The organism is Mesorhizobium sp. LNJC405B00, assembly GCF_000502615.1.
In the GTDB taxonomy this organism is placed as follows: domain Bacteria; phylum Pseudomonadota; class Alphaproteobacteria; order Rhizobiales; family Rhizobiaceae; genus Mesorhizobium.
This window is the reverse complement of the sequence record NZ_AYWC01000016.1, coordinates 48,135-63,013: the sequence shown is the minus strand read 5'-3', so window position 1 is coordinate 63,013 and position 14,879 is coordinate 48,135. Positions and strand designations below refer to the sequence as shown.

Sequence of the window (14,879 nt, the reverse complement as noted above, 5' to 3'; positions counted from 1 at the left end):
GAGCTTGCTTAGCCAATGGTGCCGGGAGGCACGCGTCCGTCAAGCATGCCGATATCCCTGAGGAAATGATCCGACAGCGAGCGGCGGTCGAGCAGGCCGTGCTTGCGAGGTCTGAACGGCGCGGTGAAGAGGTCGAGCATCGGCCGGCGAAGCGTGTTGTAGAGAGCGATGGTGGTGGTCATTGCCGTATCCTCCAGGGTTTGATCCGATGAATGCAGCATGCCGTTTTCCGGGCTTGGTTTCCAATCGAACGTCGCGTAGTATGCATCAGCAGGATTGATGCGTCATGAGCTGGGAACTGCCACCATTAGGAGCCATCAGGGTCTTTGAAGCCGCGGCCCGGCTGGGCAGTTTCACCAAGGCAGCCGAAGAACTCGGCATGACCCAATCAGCTGCCAGCTATCAGATAAAGGTGCTGGAAGAACGTGCCGGAACGCCGCTTTTCGTAAGAAAAACAAGGCAGATCGCGCTGACCGAGGCCGGACAGCAGCTGGCGCCGCACGCAACAGGCGCGTTCTCGACCCTGGCCGACGCATGGGTCGCCACCAAGGGTGGAGCGACCGGCGTGCTGTCGGTGACGACGATGGAAACCTTCGCATCGAACTGGCTGGCCGTATGGCTTGGAACATTCCAGCTGATGCATCCCGACCTTGCCGTGAAGGTGAATACATCGCACGGGCTGGTCGATTTCACGCGCGGCGACATGGATGTCGGCATTCGCACCGGCAGTGGAAATTGGCCGGGACTGACGGCTCACTATCTGTTCAAGGCGGACTATACGCCGATGCTCAGCCCGAGACTCGCCGAAAGCGTCGGCGGCATCCACCGCCCCGAGGATCTCTACCAACTGCCGCTATGCTGTGCCGACGATCCCTGGTGGGAAATCTGGTTCAAGGCTGCCGGCGTGCCGTTCGAGCCCGATCGCGTCATCGCTGGCCCGAAACTGGGTACGCAGGCCTATGATGCGATGGCGGCGCTAACCGACAAGGGCGCCGCGATCCTGACCAAAAACCTTTACAGCGCCCTGTTGGAAAAGGGCCAGTTGATACAGCCATTCGGCGTGCTTGGATCGGACGGCGACGGCTATTGGCTGGTGCATCTGGAGAGCCGCCGCAACGCGCCCAAAATCAAGGTGTTTCGCGACTGGGTGCTGGCGCAGACGGCAGAGATACGCGAACGCGAAAAGCGCGACAGCCCTCTAGGCCCGCGATAAAACTCGCCCGCGCCTCAACCCTCAGTCCTTGAAGGTCAACCCGTACTTTGCAACCTGCTCCTTCGGCATATCCGCAAGCGCCTGGCGCGTGGTGTAGCCGCCGTAGATCACCTTGCCGTTCTTGATCATCCAGTCCTCGACGTCGGCCTCGGTTACCGTCATCCTGTCGCCCATCTTGTACTTGTTGCCATTGACCGGCACGTCAGCAAGCAGGCCGATATAGGAGCCTTCGCTGTAGCCCACCAGCTGCAGCCAAATATGCTCGGTGGCGCCGTTCTGGGTCAGCGGGAATTTTACCGTGTAGGTGCCCGGCGTGCCGGCGTCCATCAGTTCGTGGAAGCGCTTGAGGGTCGAGCGGCCGCTGTCCTTGGCGGCCTGCATCGCCTTGTCCTCGGTGGAATAGGACACGACGTTCTGCTTCGACTCCGCCAGCGAAGCGCCACTTCCGCCCGGCATGTGGCCGAGCGAACTGAAAAACCCGTAGCCGACGGCGGCGGCAAGTGCGACAGCCACAACTGGATTGCGCATGGATCCCTCCGAAAACCCGATCACGGGCACGTTACCGGAAGGCTGTTGCGATACCGCTAAAGGACACAGTGAGCGGATCGTTAGCGAGACGCTGAAAATTCAACCCAAGGCGCAGCGGCAGGCAGCGCAGGCGCACCGGCACCGGGCCTGACGTTCAATCGGCGTCGGCGACGGTCGTCTGCCCGCCTGCCCATGCCCGCCAGGCGCGCTCGTCGCCATGGAAGACGTTGAGGTCGATGCGGCCGGTCACGCCGTGCGACAGGCCGGAGCCGGAGTACTGCCAGAATAGCCATTTGCGGCCGGGATAGACTTTTGAGGGATGCCGCGCCACGGCGCGCAGCCAGAACGGATAATCGAGAAACGCACCCTTGAGATTGTCGCGATAGAAATCCGGTGCGGTGTAGATGATGGGCCGCTGGCCGTAATGGCGCTCCAGCTTGTCCATGAACACCTTCATCTTTTCCAGCACGGTGGCCCGCGACGGCCGCCGCTTGCAGGAAGATTCGCCGTTCCACTCGACATCGATTACCGGTGGCAGCGCGCCTTCGACCCTCGGCACATTGCGGATGAACCAGTCGGCCTGCTCGCCCGCAGTGCGGCACCAGTAGAAGAAATGATAGGCGCCGCGCTTCAGCCCGGCGGCGTCGGCATTGCGCCAGTTCTTCATGAACATCGGGTCGAGATGGTCGCCGCCATCGGTCGCCTTGATATAGGCGAAGTTGGCGCCCTGGGTACGCAGCTTGCCCCAGTTGACATTGCCCTGCCAGCGCGAGACGTCGACGCCGTGGACGGCAAGGTAGCGTGGCGAAGCCTTGCCGAAATTGATCGGCTTGGCGTCGCGGAAACCGTAGCGGGTGACCGGCGAGGCCAGCATGGCCGGCGCCGCGCGCGTCAACCGCTTCGGCGCAGACATCAGAGCGGCGGGCTCGAGCTGTGGTCTGGTGCTCCCCTGCGGCGTGCCCGCGACGATGGCCTCTTCTTCCTCGACCATGGAAAAGGGCGGCGCATTGTCGGCCACAGCGTTGTCGGCCACCATGTCGGACCGCATCGGCGCGAGGTCGGCGGTCTCCGCCGGAGCCGCTGCGACCGGCGCGCTCGGACGCACGACCGAACTGGTCGTCTCGTTCGACGGTTGCAAGCCATCGACGCCCGCTGTGGACGAACAGCCGGCAAGCCACAGCGATGCCAACATGAAACTGACGACGGCTGAAATCCGCATCTGGACCTGTACGCAAAACACAACAGACCGAAGGCAAACAGACGCCGCCGGACAAACCGGCCTCGATTACTAACGAGAAATTACCAACAAAGTTTGAATCAAGTTGTTAGGAATTGGCCCTCTTGTCTTCTCCCACAAGGGGAGAAGGGGAAGCCCTTACCTTCCCAGCCATTGCTGCATGCAGCTTTTCGCCACCACATGCGCCGGTGGCACGGCGTCGGCCGCCGGGCGGCGGGCACGTTCGAGCAGCAGGCGAACCTGTTCGGGGCGCACGCGGTCACGCTCCATGACGAGGAGGACCATCGGATCGCTCAAAAGCTCGTCCAGGGTGCTGATTCTGTCGCTCATCGGTCGTCTCCTCGATACCGGCCCGCAGACGATAGATAGGCAGCCAATCATGGCCCGCCAATGACGCTTTGCCGGCTATGTCGTGGTTTCGGGATTAATTTCCGGTAAGGCCGGCGTCAGTTCGGAGGCGGCGCGCCTTCATGGTGCGGCAGGCCGTCATCGAGCTGCAGCCAGGGCTGCTTCGAGGCGGTCCACATATGCATCTCCGGCTTGAACAGCGAGGGATCGTCGAGCGAGCCGGTGGTGATGCCGACGATGCCGGCGGAGTCGCGTCGGGAAAACAGCGTGGTGCCGCAAGCGGCGCAAAAGCCGCGCTTGAGGTCCGGAGAGGTGTTGACCGTCGCCACCTCTCCCTCGACGGTGACATCGTCGATGCGAAACAAAAGGCGGGCGTTGAAGGCCGCGCCGATCACCTTCTGGCAGTGCCGGCAATGGCAGACGCGCTGATTGAGCGGCGCCGCCTCGGTGCCGTAGCGCACTGCCCCGCAATGGCATCCGCCCTGGTATTTCGTCATCATTCGAACCCATCACACTGAAGGTCTCTTGATGATATCGACAGGTACCTTTCGGTCAATTGAAAAGCCCTGATGGCGCCATCGATTGCGCCGATAGGACTAATGGCTGCGCCAGGGCTTCGTGGTTTCGCAGGCACAAAAAAGCCGGCCGCCTCCTCGAGACGGCCGGCATGTATCTCAGGCAAGCTATTTCGTTTCGCTGAGGACTTCGTCCCAGGTCTTCACCTTGGTTTCGCCATTGAGGAAGGGCAGTGCCGCGGCCGTCAGCTCCGGTGCGAAGAAGACGTCGTAGTGGGTGCGATTGGGAATGATGGCCAGTCGGTTCTGCGACAGGTTCTCACGCATCCAGCCGGCATCCTTCAGCCCGCCGCCGATCATCTGGTAGAACCTGATCTCGTGCTCGGGCTTGTACATGTCGCTGTCGCCATAGGCCAGCATAACTGGCATCTTCAGCTTCGCCACATCGGCGGAATAGTCGTAATCCTTGCGCATGAAATTGCCCAGCGCGTCGAGCAGTTTGGAGAAATCGTCGGGACGTGGGGCGACGGCGACGTAGGATTTGTACATCGGCGTGTCCTTCATGAAATCGGCGGCGGCCGCGCTCACCTGCGCCTGCTGGCCGCGCATCTCGTCATAGAAGCCATTGGCGGCGAAGCCGGTCGAGACCAGGACCAGACGTCTCACCGTCTCGGGATGCTGAACGGCCATACGGAAGGCGACGCCGCCGCCCAGCGAATAGCCAAGCACGTCGACCTTGTCATAGCCGAGCGCCTTGACGATACCAGCCATGTCGTCGCCCATCCCCTCCAGGCTGAAGGGTCGCTCGCCGAGCGCGGTGCGGCCATGGCCCTGCAGGTCGACGGCAATGATGGTGCGGTTTTCCGCCAGCTTCGGCAGCAGCGGCGCGAACATGTCCGACGTGCCAAGGCCGCCATGCAGCAGAAGCAGCGGTTCTCCCTTGCCATAGACGGCATAGTAGTAATTCAGGCCGTCGATCGGCAGCAAGCCGGACTTTTCCGGCNAGCGGTTCTCCCTTGCCATAGACGGCATAGTAGTAATTCAGGCCGTCGATCGGCAGCAAGCCGGACTTTTCCGGCTTTGGCATGGCTGTTGCTTCGGTGGTCATGGCGGGCTTGGTCTCCTCTGCATTGGCTGGGCCGGGCGCTGCAAACAAGGCAGCGACCGAGGCAAGAATGGCGAAATAGATTCGTCTGGACATGTCGGTCTCCTCAGGTTCCCCCCAAGGACGAGCGAGCACGCCGCGTGCCGACATGCCCTGCGAAAAAATCCGCGGAAGAATGATCGGTTTGGCTGTTGTCGATCGGTCGCGCGCCTCAGTGGCGCTTGGCTTGCACCAGATAGGCGTCGATCTCGGTCTCGCCGAGCCATTTGGCGGCTTCCAGCCGGTGCAGGCCCTCGACCAGGATGTGGCGCTTGCCGTCATGGCGAACCTGGATCGGCGTCTTCATGCCGTTTTCCAGTATGTCTTCGGCCAGATGCCGGACCGTTTCGGGATGCAGCGTCTTCTTGCGCGCCGTCGGCACGTAGATTTCGTCGACCTTGACCTTCTGCACTCTCAGCATACCGGCTCCCGAGGCGGAAAATGCCGCCTCGCCTGAGATAGTCGGTTTGCCGGGTGCGGCCAAGAGCGGCCAAGCAATTGTGTCGTATGCAATTGCTGGCCCGATCGTTTCCATTTGACGCTTGGCCGGCAGATGGCCGAAATGGCGGCCTGTCACTTTTCCGGTGTTCATGACCCAACTGCCGACCGAATTTCCCGATTTCGGACTGACGCCCGAGCAGCGCCGCGAGGCAGTGCGCGGCCATTACTATGAATGGCCGGGAATGGACGGCGAGCGCGGCGAGATCTGGTGTTATTCCAACCGCTTTTCCTACCGCGCCGGCGAGACCGTGACGCTGCATGTCAGTTCGAGAGTGCCGCGCTTCAGCATTGTCATTGTCCGCGACGGCGGCAGCGAGACAAAAGTCTTCGAGCAAACGGGGCTTTCGGCGCGCTGGCAGGATACGCCCGACCAGTGCTCGGTCGAAGGCTGCGGCTGGGAGGCGTCGTTTCAATTCAGCATCGGCAAGGATTGGCCGTCCGGCGCCTACCGGCTGACGCTGACGGCGGACGGCGGCGACGGCAAGCCGATCCACTGCCACCACCTCATCATCGTCGCGCCCCTGCCCGGCAAAAAGCCCGGTCGCGTGCTGCAGGTGGCGGCGACGGGCACCTGGCTGTCCTACAACACCTGGGGCGGCTCCAACGCCTATCAGGGCATCACCGGCCCGGGCCGCGACCAATATGCGCGCATGGTGTCGACGCAGCGGCCCTGGTGCCGCGGCTTCGTGGTGCTGCCCAAGGATGCGCCGCGCGTGCCGCTGGAGGTTGCGGTGCCGCCGAAAACAGTGCCGCGCTATCCGCACATGGAATGGGCGTACGCCACCGGACATTCGAAGAAATACACCTCCTCCGGCTGGGCGAGCTATGACAGCCACTTCTTCCGCTTTGCCGAGCGGGCCGGCTATGGCGTCGATCTCGCCAGCCAGCACGATTTGCACTTCTCGCCCGAGATTCTCGACGGCTACGACTGTGTGGTCTTCGTCGGCCATGACGAGTACTGGACCTGGGAAATGCGAGACGCCGTCGACAGCTACGTCGAGCGCGGCGGTCATGCGGCGCGCTTTGCCGGCAATTTCATGTGGCAGACCAGGCTCGAGGACGAAGGCCGGCGGCAGGTCTGCTACAAATACCGGGCGCGCGCCGAAGACCCGGCCTATGGCGGCGACGTCACCCGCGCCACCAACTCCTGGGAAGCGCCTGAGATCGGTCGTCCCGGCGCAATGACGTTCGGCCTCAACGCGACGCGCGGCGTCTATGCCGGCTGGGGCGGATGCGCACCGCGCGGCATGCGCGGCTTTCCGGTCTATCGGCCCGAGCACTGGGCCTTTGCCGGCACCGGCATGTACTATGGCGACCTGCTTGGCGCCGACAGTCATGTCTATGGCTATGAGGTCGACGGGCTCGATTTCGAGATCCGCGGCGGCCTGCCCTATCCGACACCGGACAGCGGTGCGCCTGACGGGCTGCAGGTGCTGGCCGTCGGCATGGCGAGCCAGGTCGAGGAAAGCGCCGACATCCCGATCGAGGACCAGTTTCTCACCGACGAGGATGGCCGCTTTACGGCCGAAACGCTATTTGGCGAGGCGACCGACGCCAATCTGGAAAAAGTCAAACGCGGCAACGGCATGATCGTCAATTTCCCGCGCGGCAAGGGCGAGGTTTTCCACGCCGGAAGCTGCGAATGGGTGGCCGGCCTGCTCAGGCAGGATCCGATGGTCGAGCGCGTGACCAGGAATGTAATCGATCGCTACCTCGGAAAGTCCTGACATGCAGAAGCCCTCATCAACTGGTTCAGAAACGCGCGCGCCATCGCACCTGTTCTACCTCTCCAGCCTGCGCCGGCCGCTGATCGACCGCGCCGAAGGCATCTATATGTGGACGCAGGACGGCCGCCGCTTCATCGACGGATCGAGCGGGCCGATGGTCGCCAATATCGGTCACTCCAACCGCAACGTGCTCGATGCCATGAAGCGGCAGATGGACCGCGCCACCTTCGCCTACCGGCTGCATTTCGAGAACGAACCGGCGGAAGAACTGGCGCGGGAGCTCGCCGGCAAACTGCCGGAGGGCATGGACCGAATCTTCTTCGTCTCCGGCGGTTCGGAGGCGACGGAATCCTGCATCAAGCTGGCGCGGCAATGGGCGGTCGCGACCGGCCAGCCGAAGCGCTGGAAGGTTATCACGCGTTTTCCCTCCTATCATGGCGGCACGCTGGGTTCGCTTTCGATAACCGGCGACGATGCGCTGGCCGAAACGTTCACACCGATGATGCGGGTGATGCCGACCGTGCCGGCGCCGACGGCATGGCGCGACCGCGACAATCTTTCGATGGAGCAGCGCGGCGTCCGCTATGCCGACATGCTGGAGGAGAAGATCCAGGCCGAGGGCCCGGACAGCGTGCTCGCCTTCATCATGGAGCCGATCGGCGGTGCGGCGACTTCGGCCCTCGTCGCACCGGACAGCTATTATCCGCGTATACGCGAGATCTGCGACCGCTACGGCATCTTGCTCATCCATGATGAAGTGATGAGCGGCGCCGGCCGCACCGGAAAATTCCTTGGCGGCGACCATTGGAACTGCAAGCCCGACATCGTCGCGCTGTCGAAGGGGCTTGGCTCCGGCTATGCGCCGCTCGGCGCGCTGGCCGCCCCGATGCGGCTGGTCGAGCCGCTGCTGGCGTCGGGCGGCTTCCAGCATGGCCACACCTATGCCGGCAATCCGCTCGCCTGCGCGGCCGGGCTCGCCGTGCTCGGCGAGATGGACCGCCTCGACCTGATCGCCAACGCCGCCGCGATGGGCGACGTGCTGATGGACGGGCTGAAAGGGCTGGCGAAGCGTTTTCCGTTCATCGCCGATGTCCGAGGCAAAGGCCTGCTCACCGGCGCCGAGATGGTTGCCGATCCCGAAACTCTACGGCCGATCGAACAGGGCAAGAAAGCCACGCAGCGCCTGCTCGACCTCGCCTACGAGCGCGGGCTGATCATCTACGGCCGCAGGGTCAAGGGCGGTGTCGACGGCGACAATTTCATGGTGGCGCCGCCGATGATCGTCACGGCTGAAGAGGTCGGCGAGATCATTTCCATCATCGGCGATTCGCTGGAAGTTCTGGCCGCCGAACTCGACCTGCCGGTCGAAGGCTGAGGGCTAAAGAATGGCGCCGAGGAAAGTCATCATCACCTGCGCGGTCACTGGCTCGGTGCACACCCCGTCCATGTCGCCCTATCTGCCGGTGACGCCGGACCAGATCGCGACCGACGCCATCGCGGCGGCCGAGGCTGGCGCCTCAATCCTGCATCTCCACGCCCGCGATCCCAAAGACGGCCGGCCGACCGCCGATCCTGAGGTGTTCATGCAGTTCCTGCCGCGCATCAAGCAAGCGACCGATGCGGTGATCAACATCACCACCGGCGGTTCGTCGCTGATGACGCTCGACCAGCGGCTGGCGGCACCACTGCGGGCCGAGCCGGAAATGTGCTCGCTCAACATGGGCTCGATGAATTTCGCGCTGTTCCCGATGCTCGACAAGCCAAGGGAGTGGCAGCACGAGTGGGAACCAAAGCTGCTCGAAGCCACGCGCGACACCATCTTCAAGAACACCTTTGCCGATATGGAAGGCGTGCTCGAAAGGCTCGGCAAGGGCTGCGGCACGCGCTTTGAGTTCGAATGCTACGATGTCGGCCATCTCTATTCGCTGGCGCATTTTCGCGACCGCGGGCTGGTGTCGGGGCCGCTGTTCATCCAGTTCGTGCTCGGCATTCTCGGCGGCATCGGCGCCGATCCCGACAATCTCATCCATATGAAGCGCATCGCCGACAAGCTGTTCGGCGACAGCTACCAGTTCTCGGTGCTCGCCGCCGGCCGCCATCAGATNATCAGATGCCCCTGATCTCGATCGCGGCGGCGATGGGCGGCAATGTCCGCGTCGGGCTGGAGGACAGTCTCTACGATGGACGGCAATTGGCGAAATCCAATGCCGATCAGGTGCGCAGGATACGCGCCATTCTCGACGGGTTGTCGCTGGAAGTCGCAACGCCGACCGAGGCGCGCGAGATGCTGGCGCTGAAGGGTGGCGATAGGGTGGCGTTTTGAGATGATTGATCTGCGATGATGGCGTTCTGGCACACCCCCCTCTGGCCTGCCGGCCATCTCCCCCTCAAGGGGGGAGATCGGATGTCACTGCGGCCTTCGCCAATCTCAATCGTTGCAAAATGGATGGCAGCGCCAAAGCTGCCAATCTCCCCCCTTGAGGGTGAGATGTCCGGCAGGACAGCGGGGGGTGCCTGGGCGCCTTGCCTATCGTGAGTACAGTCACCCTCCGCCCCGGCACCATCGACGACGTCGACACCATCCATGCCGCGCTGCTCAAGCTCGGCACCCATATCGGCGCGCATCAGGAGATCACGTCCACTGCCGACGATCTCCGCCGCTACGGCTTTGGCGACAAACCCGCCTTCTCCACCCTGATCGCCCAGATCGGCGGCGATTTTGCGGGGCTCTGCCTGCATTTCCCGATCTTCTCGACATGGATGGGGCGGCCCGGCGTCTATATCCAGGACCTCTATGTCGAGGACCGGTTTCGCGGCCGCAAGATCGGCGAAAGACTGCTGCGCCGGGTCGCGCGCGACTGCCGCCGGGATGGCGGCGCCTATCTCAGGCTGTCCGTCGATACCGATAATGACGGCGCCAAGGCTTTTTATGAGCGGCTGGGTATCGCCTGGTCGAGCTACGAGCAGACGCAGAAGATCGTCGGTGATGCCTTTTTCGCCTTTGCCGATGCAGCGCAGAATGGGGACGCGGAATGAAAGCCTTCTTTGCCGAGGAGCAGAAACGCCACGACCCGAAGGCCTTTCTGTCCAGCGGTGCGCCGCAGCCCAATCCCGAACGGCCGGAGCGGGTAGAGCGATTGTTAGCCGGCGCAAAATCCGCCGGATTGATGATCGAGCGGCCCAGGGAACATGGCCTAGGCCCGGTGGCGGCCGTGCATACGCCGGAGTATCTCGCCTTCCTCGAACACATTTTTGCGCGCTGGCAGCGCATCGAGGGCGCATCCGCGGAAGTCATGCCCAACATCCATCCACTGGCCCGCACAGGGTCCTATCCGGCCTCGGCGGTCGGCCAGGCCGGCTACCACATGGCCGACACCGCTTGCCCGATCTCCGCCGAAACCTGGCAAAGCGCGCTGTGGAGCGCCTGGAGTGCAGTCGAGGCAGCCGAAGCGGTGATATCGGGCGCGCCTGCCGCTTATGCGCTCTGCCGGCCGCCCGGCCACCACGCCTTTGCCGATGTCGCCGGTGGCTTCTGCTTCATCAACAATTCGGCGGTCGCAGCCCAGGTGTTGCGCAAGCAGGCGGGGCGGGTGGTGATCCTCGATGTCGACCTGCATCACGGCAACGGCACGCAAGGCATCTTCTATGCCCGGGCCGATGTGCTGACAGTGTCGCTGCATGCCGATCCGGTGCGCTTCTATCCGTTCTTCTGGGGCCATGCCGATGAGCGCGGCGAAGGTCCGGGCCTCGGCTATAATTTCAACCTGCCATTGCCGCGCAAATCAGCCGACGCGGCGTTTCTGGAGGCTCTCGAAGTGGCGTTCCAGCGTATCCACGCCTTTTCGCCGGACGCGCTGGTCGTGGCGCTCGGTCTCGATGCGTTCGAGGGCGATCCGTTCGGCGGGCTTTCGGTGACCACGCCCGGTTTCTCGCGGATCGGCGAGGCAATTGCCAAGCTTGGCCTGCCGACGATTATCGTCCAGGAAGGCGGCTATCTCTGCGACGCGCTCGGCGACAATCTCACGGCGTTCCTCACCGGTTTCGGCGGCAAACAGCGATAGCTGACTTGCGCTGCTGCCTCAGCATGGCGATCACCCGGTGCACGCTTTCCAACGTCTCGTCGATCTCTGCCGCCGTGTTGTAGTGCGCAATACCGATGCGCACGACTCCCTGCTCGGCCGGAATGCCGAGATGGTGGACGATCTCCCAGGCGTAGTTGTGACCCGACCATAGAAAAATGTTCTCGGCATTCATCTGCCGCACGATCGTCTCTGGCACGATGCCGTCGACGGTGAAGGACACGGTCGGCACGCGCTCAATGACACGCTTCTGATCTGTGATGCCGCGGATGGTCAGGCCCTCAATGGCGGACAGCCCATCGATCAGCCCCAGCGCCAGCGGGTTTTCGTAGGCGATCGACACTTCGTATGCCTTTGCGATCTTTTGCCTTCGCGAACCGCCCTCGCCGGCCGCAGCACCGAGTTCGGCGAAGTAATCGACCGCTGCGGTAAGTCCGGCCATCAGTTCGATCTGCGGCGTACCGAGTTCGAAGCGCTCCGGCAGGCCATTGGACGAGCAACGGCATTTGTAGGGTTTCAGCGCATCGATGATGTCGCGGCGGCCCCAAAGAATGCCCATGTGCGGGCCGAAGAACTTGTAGGCAGAGCAAACCAGGAAGTCGCAGCCGAGGTCCTGCACGTCGACCAGCCCATGCGGCGCGAACTGCACGGCATCGACATAGACCAGCGCGCCGGCCTGTTTGGCGATCGCCGTCAGCGCCTTGACCCGGTTGATCGAGCCGGTGAGGTTCGAGGCGTAGTTCAGCGCAACAAGCCGCGTCTTGTCGGTGAGCAGAGCGCTGAGCGCCGCCTCCTCGACCTGCCAGCTCTTCTCGTCGAAGGGCAGGAAGCGCAGGACGAGGCCAAGGTCTTCGGCCAGTTGCAGCCAGGGCGAGACATTGCCCTCATGGTCCATGCGGGTGACGATGATCTCGTCGCCCGGCTTGAAACCGCGGCCGAGCGTGCGCGACATGTGATAGGTCAGCGTCGTCATGTTGGCGCCGATGATGATTTCTTCAGCGCTTGCCGCACCCAGGAAATCGGCCATCGCCGCATGCGCGTCGTCGACCACTTTTTGCGCCGCCACGGTCGTTTCGAAATAGCCGCCGAGATTGGCGTTGGTGGTCAAGAGACAGCGCGCCACCGCATCGGCAACGGCTTGCGGCACCTGCGTGCCGGCCGGATTGTCGAGATAGATGCGCCGGCGGCCTTTGTCGGTCAGGTCCAGCGCCGGAAATTTCCCCCTGACGGTCTCGATCGGAAAATCCATTGCTGTCCCCTTACCCTTGTGTTTGCTCGGCAATTTCGTTCGAACGGCTTGCCTATGGGCACGGATTGCCGACGCGCTGATGGATTGCGTCGACGGCCTTCTGCATCTCGTCGGTCCAGGTCACGTCGACTGAGGACAGCGCCATCTCGAGCTGGGCAATCGTCGTCGCGCCGATGATGCTGGAGGTAACAAAGGGTCGGCTGGCGACATAGGCGTTGGCGAACAGCGCCGGTTCGAGGCCGAAGGAGCGCGCCAGTTCGTTGTATTCGAGCTGCGCCTCCGCCGCATTCGGCGTCTCATAGCGCTGGCCGCGGTTGAACAGCTGCGAGCGCGAACCTTGCGGCCGCGCGCCATGATCGTATTTGCCGGTGAGATAGCCCTGCGCCAGCGGCGAATAGGCGAGAAAGCCGACATCCTCGCGTTCGCAGGCCTCGGCGAGGTTCACCTCGAACGTGCGGTTGACCAGATTGTAGGCGTTCTGCAGCGAAACGACGCGCGGGCCGACGCCCTTGTCGGCCTCGGCAATGAAGCGCATGACGCCCCAGGAGCTTTCGTTCGACAGGCCGAGATGGCGGATCTTTCCTGCCTTCACCAGTTCATCGAAGACAGCCAGCGTCTCGGCGATCGGCGTCTCGCCGGGCGGCGCGCCAACGGCATCGGCACGGCGCGGCACAGCACCCACGCGGGTCGGGTTGGCGCCCCAGGGGATGTCGCGCTCCGGCCAATGGATCTGATAGAGATCGAGATAGTCGGTGCCGAGCTTGGCCAGCGATTTGTCGATGGCGTCAAAGATGTCGGCGCGCACCAGCTTCGACGGGCGGCCGCCACGAAACCAGCTGTTGGCGGTGCGGCCGACCACTTTCGAGGCCAGGATGACCTTGTCGCGGTTGCCCTTGGCCTTCATCCAGCTGCCGATGAACTTCTCCGTCCGCCCCTGCGTTTCCTCTTTGGGCGGGATCGGGTAGAGCTCGGCGGTGTCGATGAAATTCACGCCGCGCTCAAAAGCCAGATCCATCTGCGCGTGGCCATCGGCTTCGGTGTTCTGCTCGCCCCAGGTCATCGACCCCAGGCAGATCTGGGTAACAAGAAGATCGGTCCGACCGAGACGGCGTTTGTGCATGGAATTTCTCCGGCGGGAATGCTGGGCGCGACAGCGCGGGAAGGAAGTCGCATCTATAGGGAAAGCGGCGCCGCTCTCCAACCCTCAGCGGACCGACTTTTGCGTGAAGGAGGAAAAGTTAGCGCCTTGCGCCGGCCAGCGCGCGCCGCTTGGCCTCGTCGATCAGCATGTTGGCCACCTGCATGCGGATCATGGCGCGCTGGCGCAGATGCGGCGCGACGCGGTCGGGGTGGTTGGCGAAGGCGAAGCTGCGGCGCATGCGGCCGAGATCGGCGTTCTTGACTGGATGATCGAGGCCGAGCTCGACGGCGATCGCGTCAGGGTCGATCGGCGGCAGCTTTTCCTCGGGCTTTGCCTCCTCGCCGGCGAGCGCCAGCTTGGCATGATCGAGAAGGGCGGCAAATTCTGCGGCCAGATCGGCTCCCGCCTCGCGGTATTCGGCGGCGAATGTTTCGCCCGAGACCTTGATGCGGCCGGAATGAAGCTCGTCGGCCACGGAGAGATAGTCGAACGGGATCGACGGCCGCGCGCCGGTCTCCTCGCCCGCCTCGTCCTTGTCGGAGGCAACGAACAGATCGTCGAGCAAGGAAGCGAAATCCCGCTTGGCGCCGATGTCAGCCTCCCCCTCGTTTAAGCGTGCGAACAGAGCCGGTCGCAGCATAGAACCGGCTCGTTAAAAATGAATGCCGCTGATCTTAACCAGTTTAGGCGTTTGCGAGGCTTGCGCGGGCCCGGTTGGCGATGTGCAAGACCCAACAAAAAGCCGGACTGCATTTGCATGCAGTCCGGAAATTCGCCAGGAGTGGCGAGGAAAAGCCGGCCATGTGCCAGCGTCTATGCATACGGTGGGGATGCGCCACAAGTTTCAGCGCACGCGGCAATTGTGCCGAAAAAAATTCGCTTGGCATGGCTGCCATGCAAATGCTGCACTGCACAATCTTCACAATTCTCCTATATTCGGCGCCGTGGAGGATCAACAAGGGGCCGAATCATGGGGTTCTTCACTGAAACGTTTGCCCGTCCGCGTCCGCAGGAGCATCAGCGTTATCGTTCCGCCCTGGCACTGCTGCACTCGATGAGCAATGCCGACCGCGCCGACATCGGCGTCAAGCCGGCCGATTTCCCACGCATCGCGCGCGAAATGTCACTGCGTTGAGTAAGCCTTGGCGCTGAACCAGCGTCATACGAAGTTTCCCGGTAGCGGCCGGGAAACCTCGC

The 14,879-nt window shown here is 63.1% G+C and carries 15 protein-coding genes and 2 pseudogenes; 7 read left to right on the top strand and 10 right to left on the bottom strand.

Annotated elements, in window-relative coordinates; all coding sequences use genetic code 11:
• Positions 1-8: 8 nt before the first annotated feature.
• Positions 9-182 carry a hypothetical protein gene (locus X756_RS05045; protein ID WP_196813891.1) on the bottom strand — a complete coding sequence of 58 codons (174 nt, stop codon included), beginning with the start codon at positions 180-182 and terminating at the stop codon, positions 9-11.
• A gap of 104 nt (positions 183-286) precedes the next feature.
• On the opposite strand from X756_RS05045, the gene X756_RS141220 reads away from it, so the two are divergent.
• Positions 287-1,213 carry a LysR family transcriptional regulator gene (locus tag X756_RS141220; protein ID WP_023731194.1) on the top strand — a complete coding sequence of 309 codons (927 nt, stop codon included), beginning with the start codon at positions 287-289 and terminating at the stop codon, positions 1,211-1,213.
• A gap of 21 nt (positions 1,214-1,234) precedes the next feature.
• On the opposite strand, the gene X756_RS141225 is transcribed toward X756_RS141220, so the two are convergent.
• The 6 genes and pseudogenes from X756_RS141225 to X756_RS1000000170620 form a co-directional block, all read right to left on the bottom strand.
• Positions 1,235-1,741, bottom strand: a complete 507-nt coding sequence (locus X756_RS141225) for a DUF2314 domain-containing protein (RefSeq protein WP_023700830.1) — start codon at positions 1,739-1,741, stop codon at positions 1,235-1,237.
• A 154-nt stretch (positions 1,742-1,895) separates the two neighbouring features.
• Entirely contained in the window at positions 1,896-2,960 is a 1,065-nt protein-coding gene (locus X756_RS141230) for a GH25 family lysozyme (RefSeq protein ID WP_023825095.1), read from the bottom strand.
• 156 nt (positions 2,961-3,116) lie between these two features.
• Positions 3,117-3,308 carry a hypothetical protein gene (locus X756_RS141235; RefSeq protein WP_023669058.1) on the bottom strand — a complete coding sequence of 64 codons (192 nt, stop codon included), beginning with the start codon at positions 3,306-3,308 and terminating at the stop codon, positions 3,117-3,119.
• A 116-nt stretch (positions 3,309-3,424) separates the two neighbouring features.
• A complete protein-coding gene (locus X756_RS141240; RefSeq protein ID WP_031239323.1) occupies positions 3,425-3,823 on the bottom strand; it encodes a GFA family protein in 399 nt (132 codons plus the stop codon).
• Between the two features lie 186 nt (positions 3,824-4,009).
• Positions 4,010-5,042: pseudogene (locus tag X756_RS01000000165970) on the bottom strand (alpha/beta hydrolase).
• A gap of 115 nt (positions 5,043-5,157) precedes the next feature.
• Complete coding sequence (locus tag X756_RS1000000170620) at positions 5,158-5,406, bottom strand: ParB N-terminal domain-containing protein (RefSeq protein WP_023669061.1); 249 nt, start codon at positions 5,404-5,406, stop codon at positions 5,158-5,160.
• A gap of 169 nt (positions 5,407-5,575) precedes the next feature.
• On the opposite strand from X756_RS1000000170620, the gene X756_RS141245 reads away from it, so the two are divergent.
• The 5 genes and pseudogenes from X756_RS141245 to X756_RS141260 all read left to right on the top strand — a co-directional run bounded on the left by X756_RS141245 (position 5,576) and on the right by X756_RS141260 (position 11,274).
• Positions 5,576-7,213: a N,N-dimethylformamidase beta subunit family domain-containing protein gene (locus X756_RS141245; RefSeq protein WP_023690162.1), complete on the top strand. Its 1,638-nt coding sequence runs from the start codon at positions 5,576-5,578 to the stop codon at positions 7,211-7,213.
• Between the two features lies 1 nt (position 7,214).
• Positions 7,215-8,588: an aspartate aminotransferase family protein gene (locus X756_RS141250; protein WP_023690163.1), complete on the top strand. Its 1,374-nt coding sequence runs from the start codon at positions 7,215-7,217 to the stop codon at positions 8,586-8,588.
• A gap of 10 nt (positions 8,589-8,598) precedes the next feature.
• Positions 8,599-9,536, top strand: a pseudogene (locus tag X756_RS01000000165965) (3-keto-5-aminohexanoate cleavage protein).
• Positions 9,537-9,745: 209 nt separating this feature from the next.
• Entirely contained in the window at positions 9,746-10,249 is a 504-nt protein-coding gene (locus X756_RS141255) for a GNAT family N-acetyltransferase (protein WP_027049504.1), read from the top strand.
• Complete coding sequence (locus X756_RS141260; protein WP_023731185.1) at positions 10,246-11,274, top strand: histone deacetylase family protein; 1,029 nt, start codon at positions 10,246-10,248, stop codon at positions 11,272-11,274. Before X756_RS141255 ends, X756_RS141260 begins: the two co-directional genes overlap by 4 nt.
• Here X756_RS141260 and X756_RS141265 read toward each other — a convergent pair.
• The 3 genes from X756_RS141265 to X756_RS141275 all read right to left on the bottom strand — a co-directional run bounded on the left by X756_RS141265 (position 11,246) and on the right by X756_RS141275 (position 14,322).
• The gene (locus X756_RS141265; protein WP_023731184.1) at positions 11,246-12,541 is read right to left on the bottom strand and encodes a cysteine desulfurase-like protein; all 1,296 of its coding nucleotides are present in this window, start codon (positions 12,539-12,541) and stop codon (positions 11,246-11,248) included. The two genes, X756_RS141260 and X756_RS141265, sit on opposite strands and share 29 nt — an antisense overlap.
• A 52-nt stretch (positions 12,542-12,593) precedes the next feature.
• A complete protein-coding gene (locus X756_RS141270) occupies positions 12,594-13,661 on the bottom strand; it encodes an aldo/keto reductase (protein WP_023731183.1) in 1,068 nt (355 codons plus the stop codon).
• A gap of 118 nt (positions 13,662-13,779) precedes the next feature.
• Positions 13,780-14,322 (bottom strand): hypothetical protein, encoded by a 543-nt coding sequence (locus X756_RS141275; protein WP_023731182.1) that lies wholly within the window; start codon positions 14,320-14,322, stop codon positions 13,780-13,782.
• A gap of 330 nt (positions 14,323-14,652) precedes the next feature.
• Here X756_RS141275 and X756_RS1000000168070 point away from each other — a divergent pair, with 330 nt between their 5' ends.
• On the top strand, positions 14,653-14,817 hold the full coding sequence (locus X756_RS1000000168070; protein ID WP_023731181.1) for a hypothetical protein: 165 nt from the start codon (positions 14,653-14,655) through the stop codon (positions 14,815-14,817).
• The last annotated feature ends 62 nt before the right edge of the window (positions 14,818-14,879 follow it).

Bases quoted from the DNA above. Each gene is read 5' to 3' on its own strand.
- X756_RS05045 (WP_196813891.1), bottom strand. From the start codon at position 182: ATGACCACCACCATCGCTCTCTACAACACGCTTCGCCGGCCGATGCTC.
- X756_RS141220 (WP_023731194.1), top strand. From the start codon at position 287: ATGAGCTGGGAACTGCCACCATTAGGAGCCATCAGGGTCTTTGAAGCC.
- X756_RS141225 (WP_023700830.1), bottom strand. From the start codon at position 1,741: ATGCGCAATCCAGTTGTGGCTGTCGCACTTGCCGCCGCCGTCGGCTAC.
- X756_RS141230 (WP_023825095.1), bottom strand. From the start codon at position 2,960: ATGCGGATTTCAGCCGTCGTCAGTTTCATGTTGGCATCGCTGTGGCTT.
- X756_RS141235 (WP_023669058.1), bottom strand. From the start codon at position 3,308: ATGAGCGACAGAATCAGCACCCTGGACGAGCTTTTGAGCGATCCGATG.
- X756_RS141240 (WP_031239323.1), bottom strand. From the start codon at position 3,823: ATGACGAAATACCAGGGCGGATGCCATTGCGGGGCAGTGCGCTACGGC.
- X756_RS1000000170620 (WP_023669061.1), bottom strand. From the start codon at position 5,406: ATGCTGAGAGTGCAGAAGGTCAAGGTCGACGAAATCTACGTGCCGACG.
- X756_RS141245 (WP_023690162.1), top strand. From the start codon at position 5,576: ATGACCCAACTGCCGACCGAATTTCCCGATTTCGGACTGACGCCCGAG.
- X756_RS141250 (WP_023690163.1), top strand. From the start codon at position 7,215: ATGCAGAAGCCCTCATCAACTGGTTCAGAAACGCGCGCGCCATCGCAC.
- X756_RS141260 (WP_023731185.1), top strand. From the start codon at position 10,246: ATGAAAGCCTTCTTTGCCGAGGAGCAGAAACGCCACGACCCGAAGGCC.
- X756_RS141265 (WP_023731184.1), bottom strand. From the start codon at position 12,541: ATGGATTTTCCGATCGAGACCGTCAGGGGGAAATTTCCGGCGCTGGAC.
- X756_RS141270 (WP_023731183.1), bottom strand. From the start codon at position 13,661: ATGCACAAACGCCGTCTCGGTCGGACCGATCTTCTTGTTACCCAGATC.
- X756_RS141275 (WP_023731182.1), bottom strand. From the start codon at position 14,322: ATGCTGCGACCGGCTCTGTTCGCACGCTTAAACGAGGGGGAGGCTGAC.
- X756_RS1000000168070 (WP_023731181.1), top strand. From the start codon at position 14,653: ATGGGGTTCTTCACTGAAACGTTTGCCCGTCCGCGTCCGCAGGAGCAT.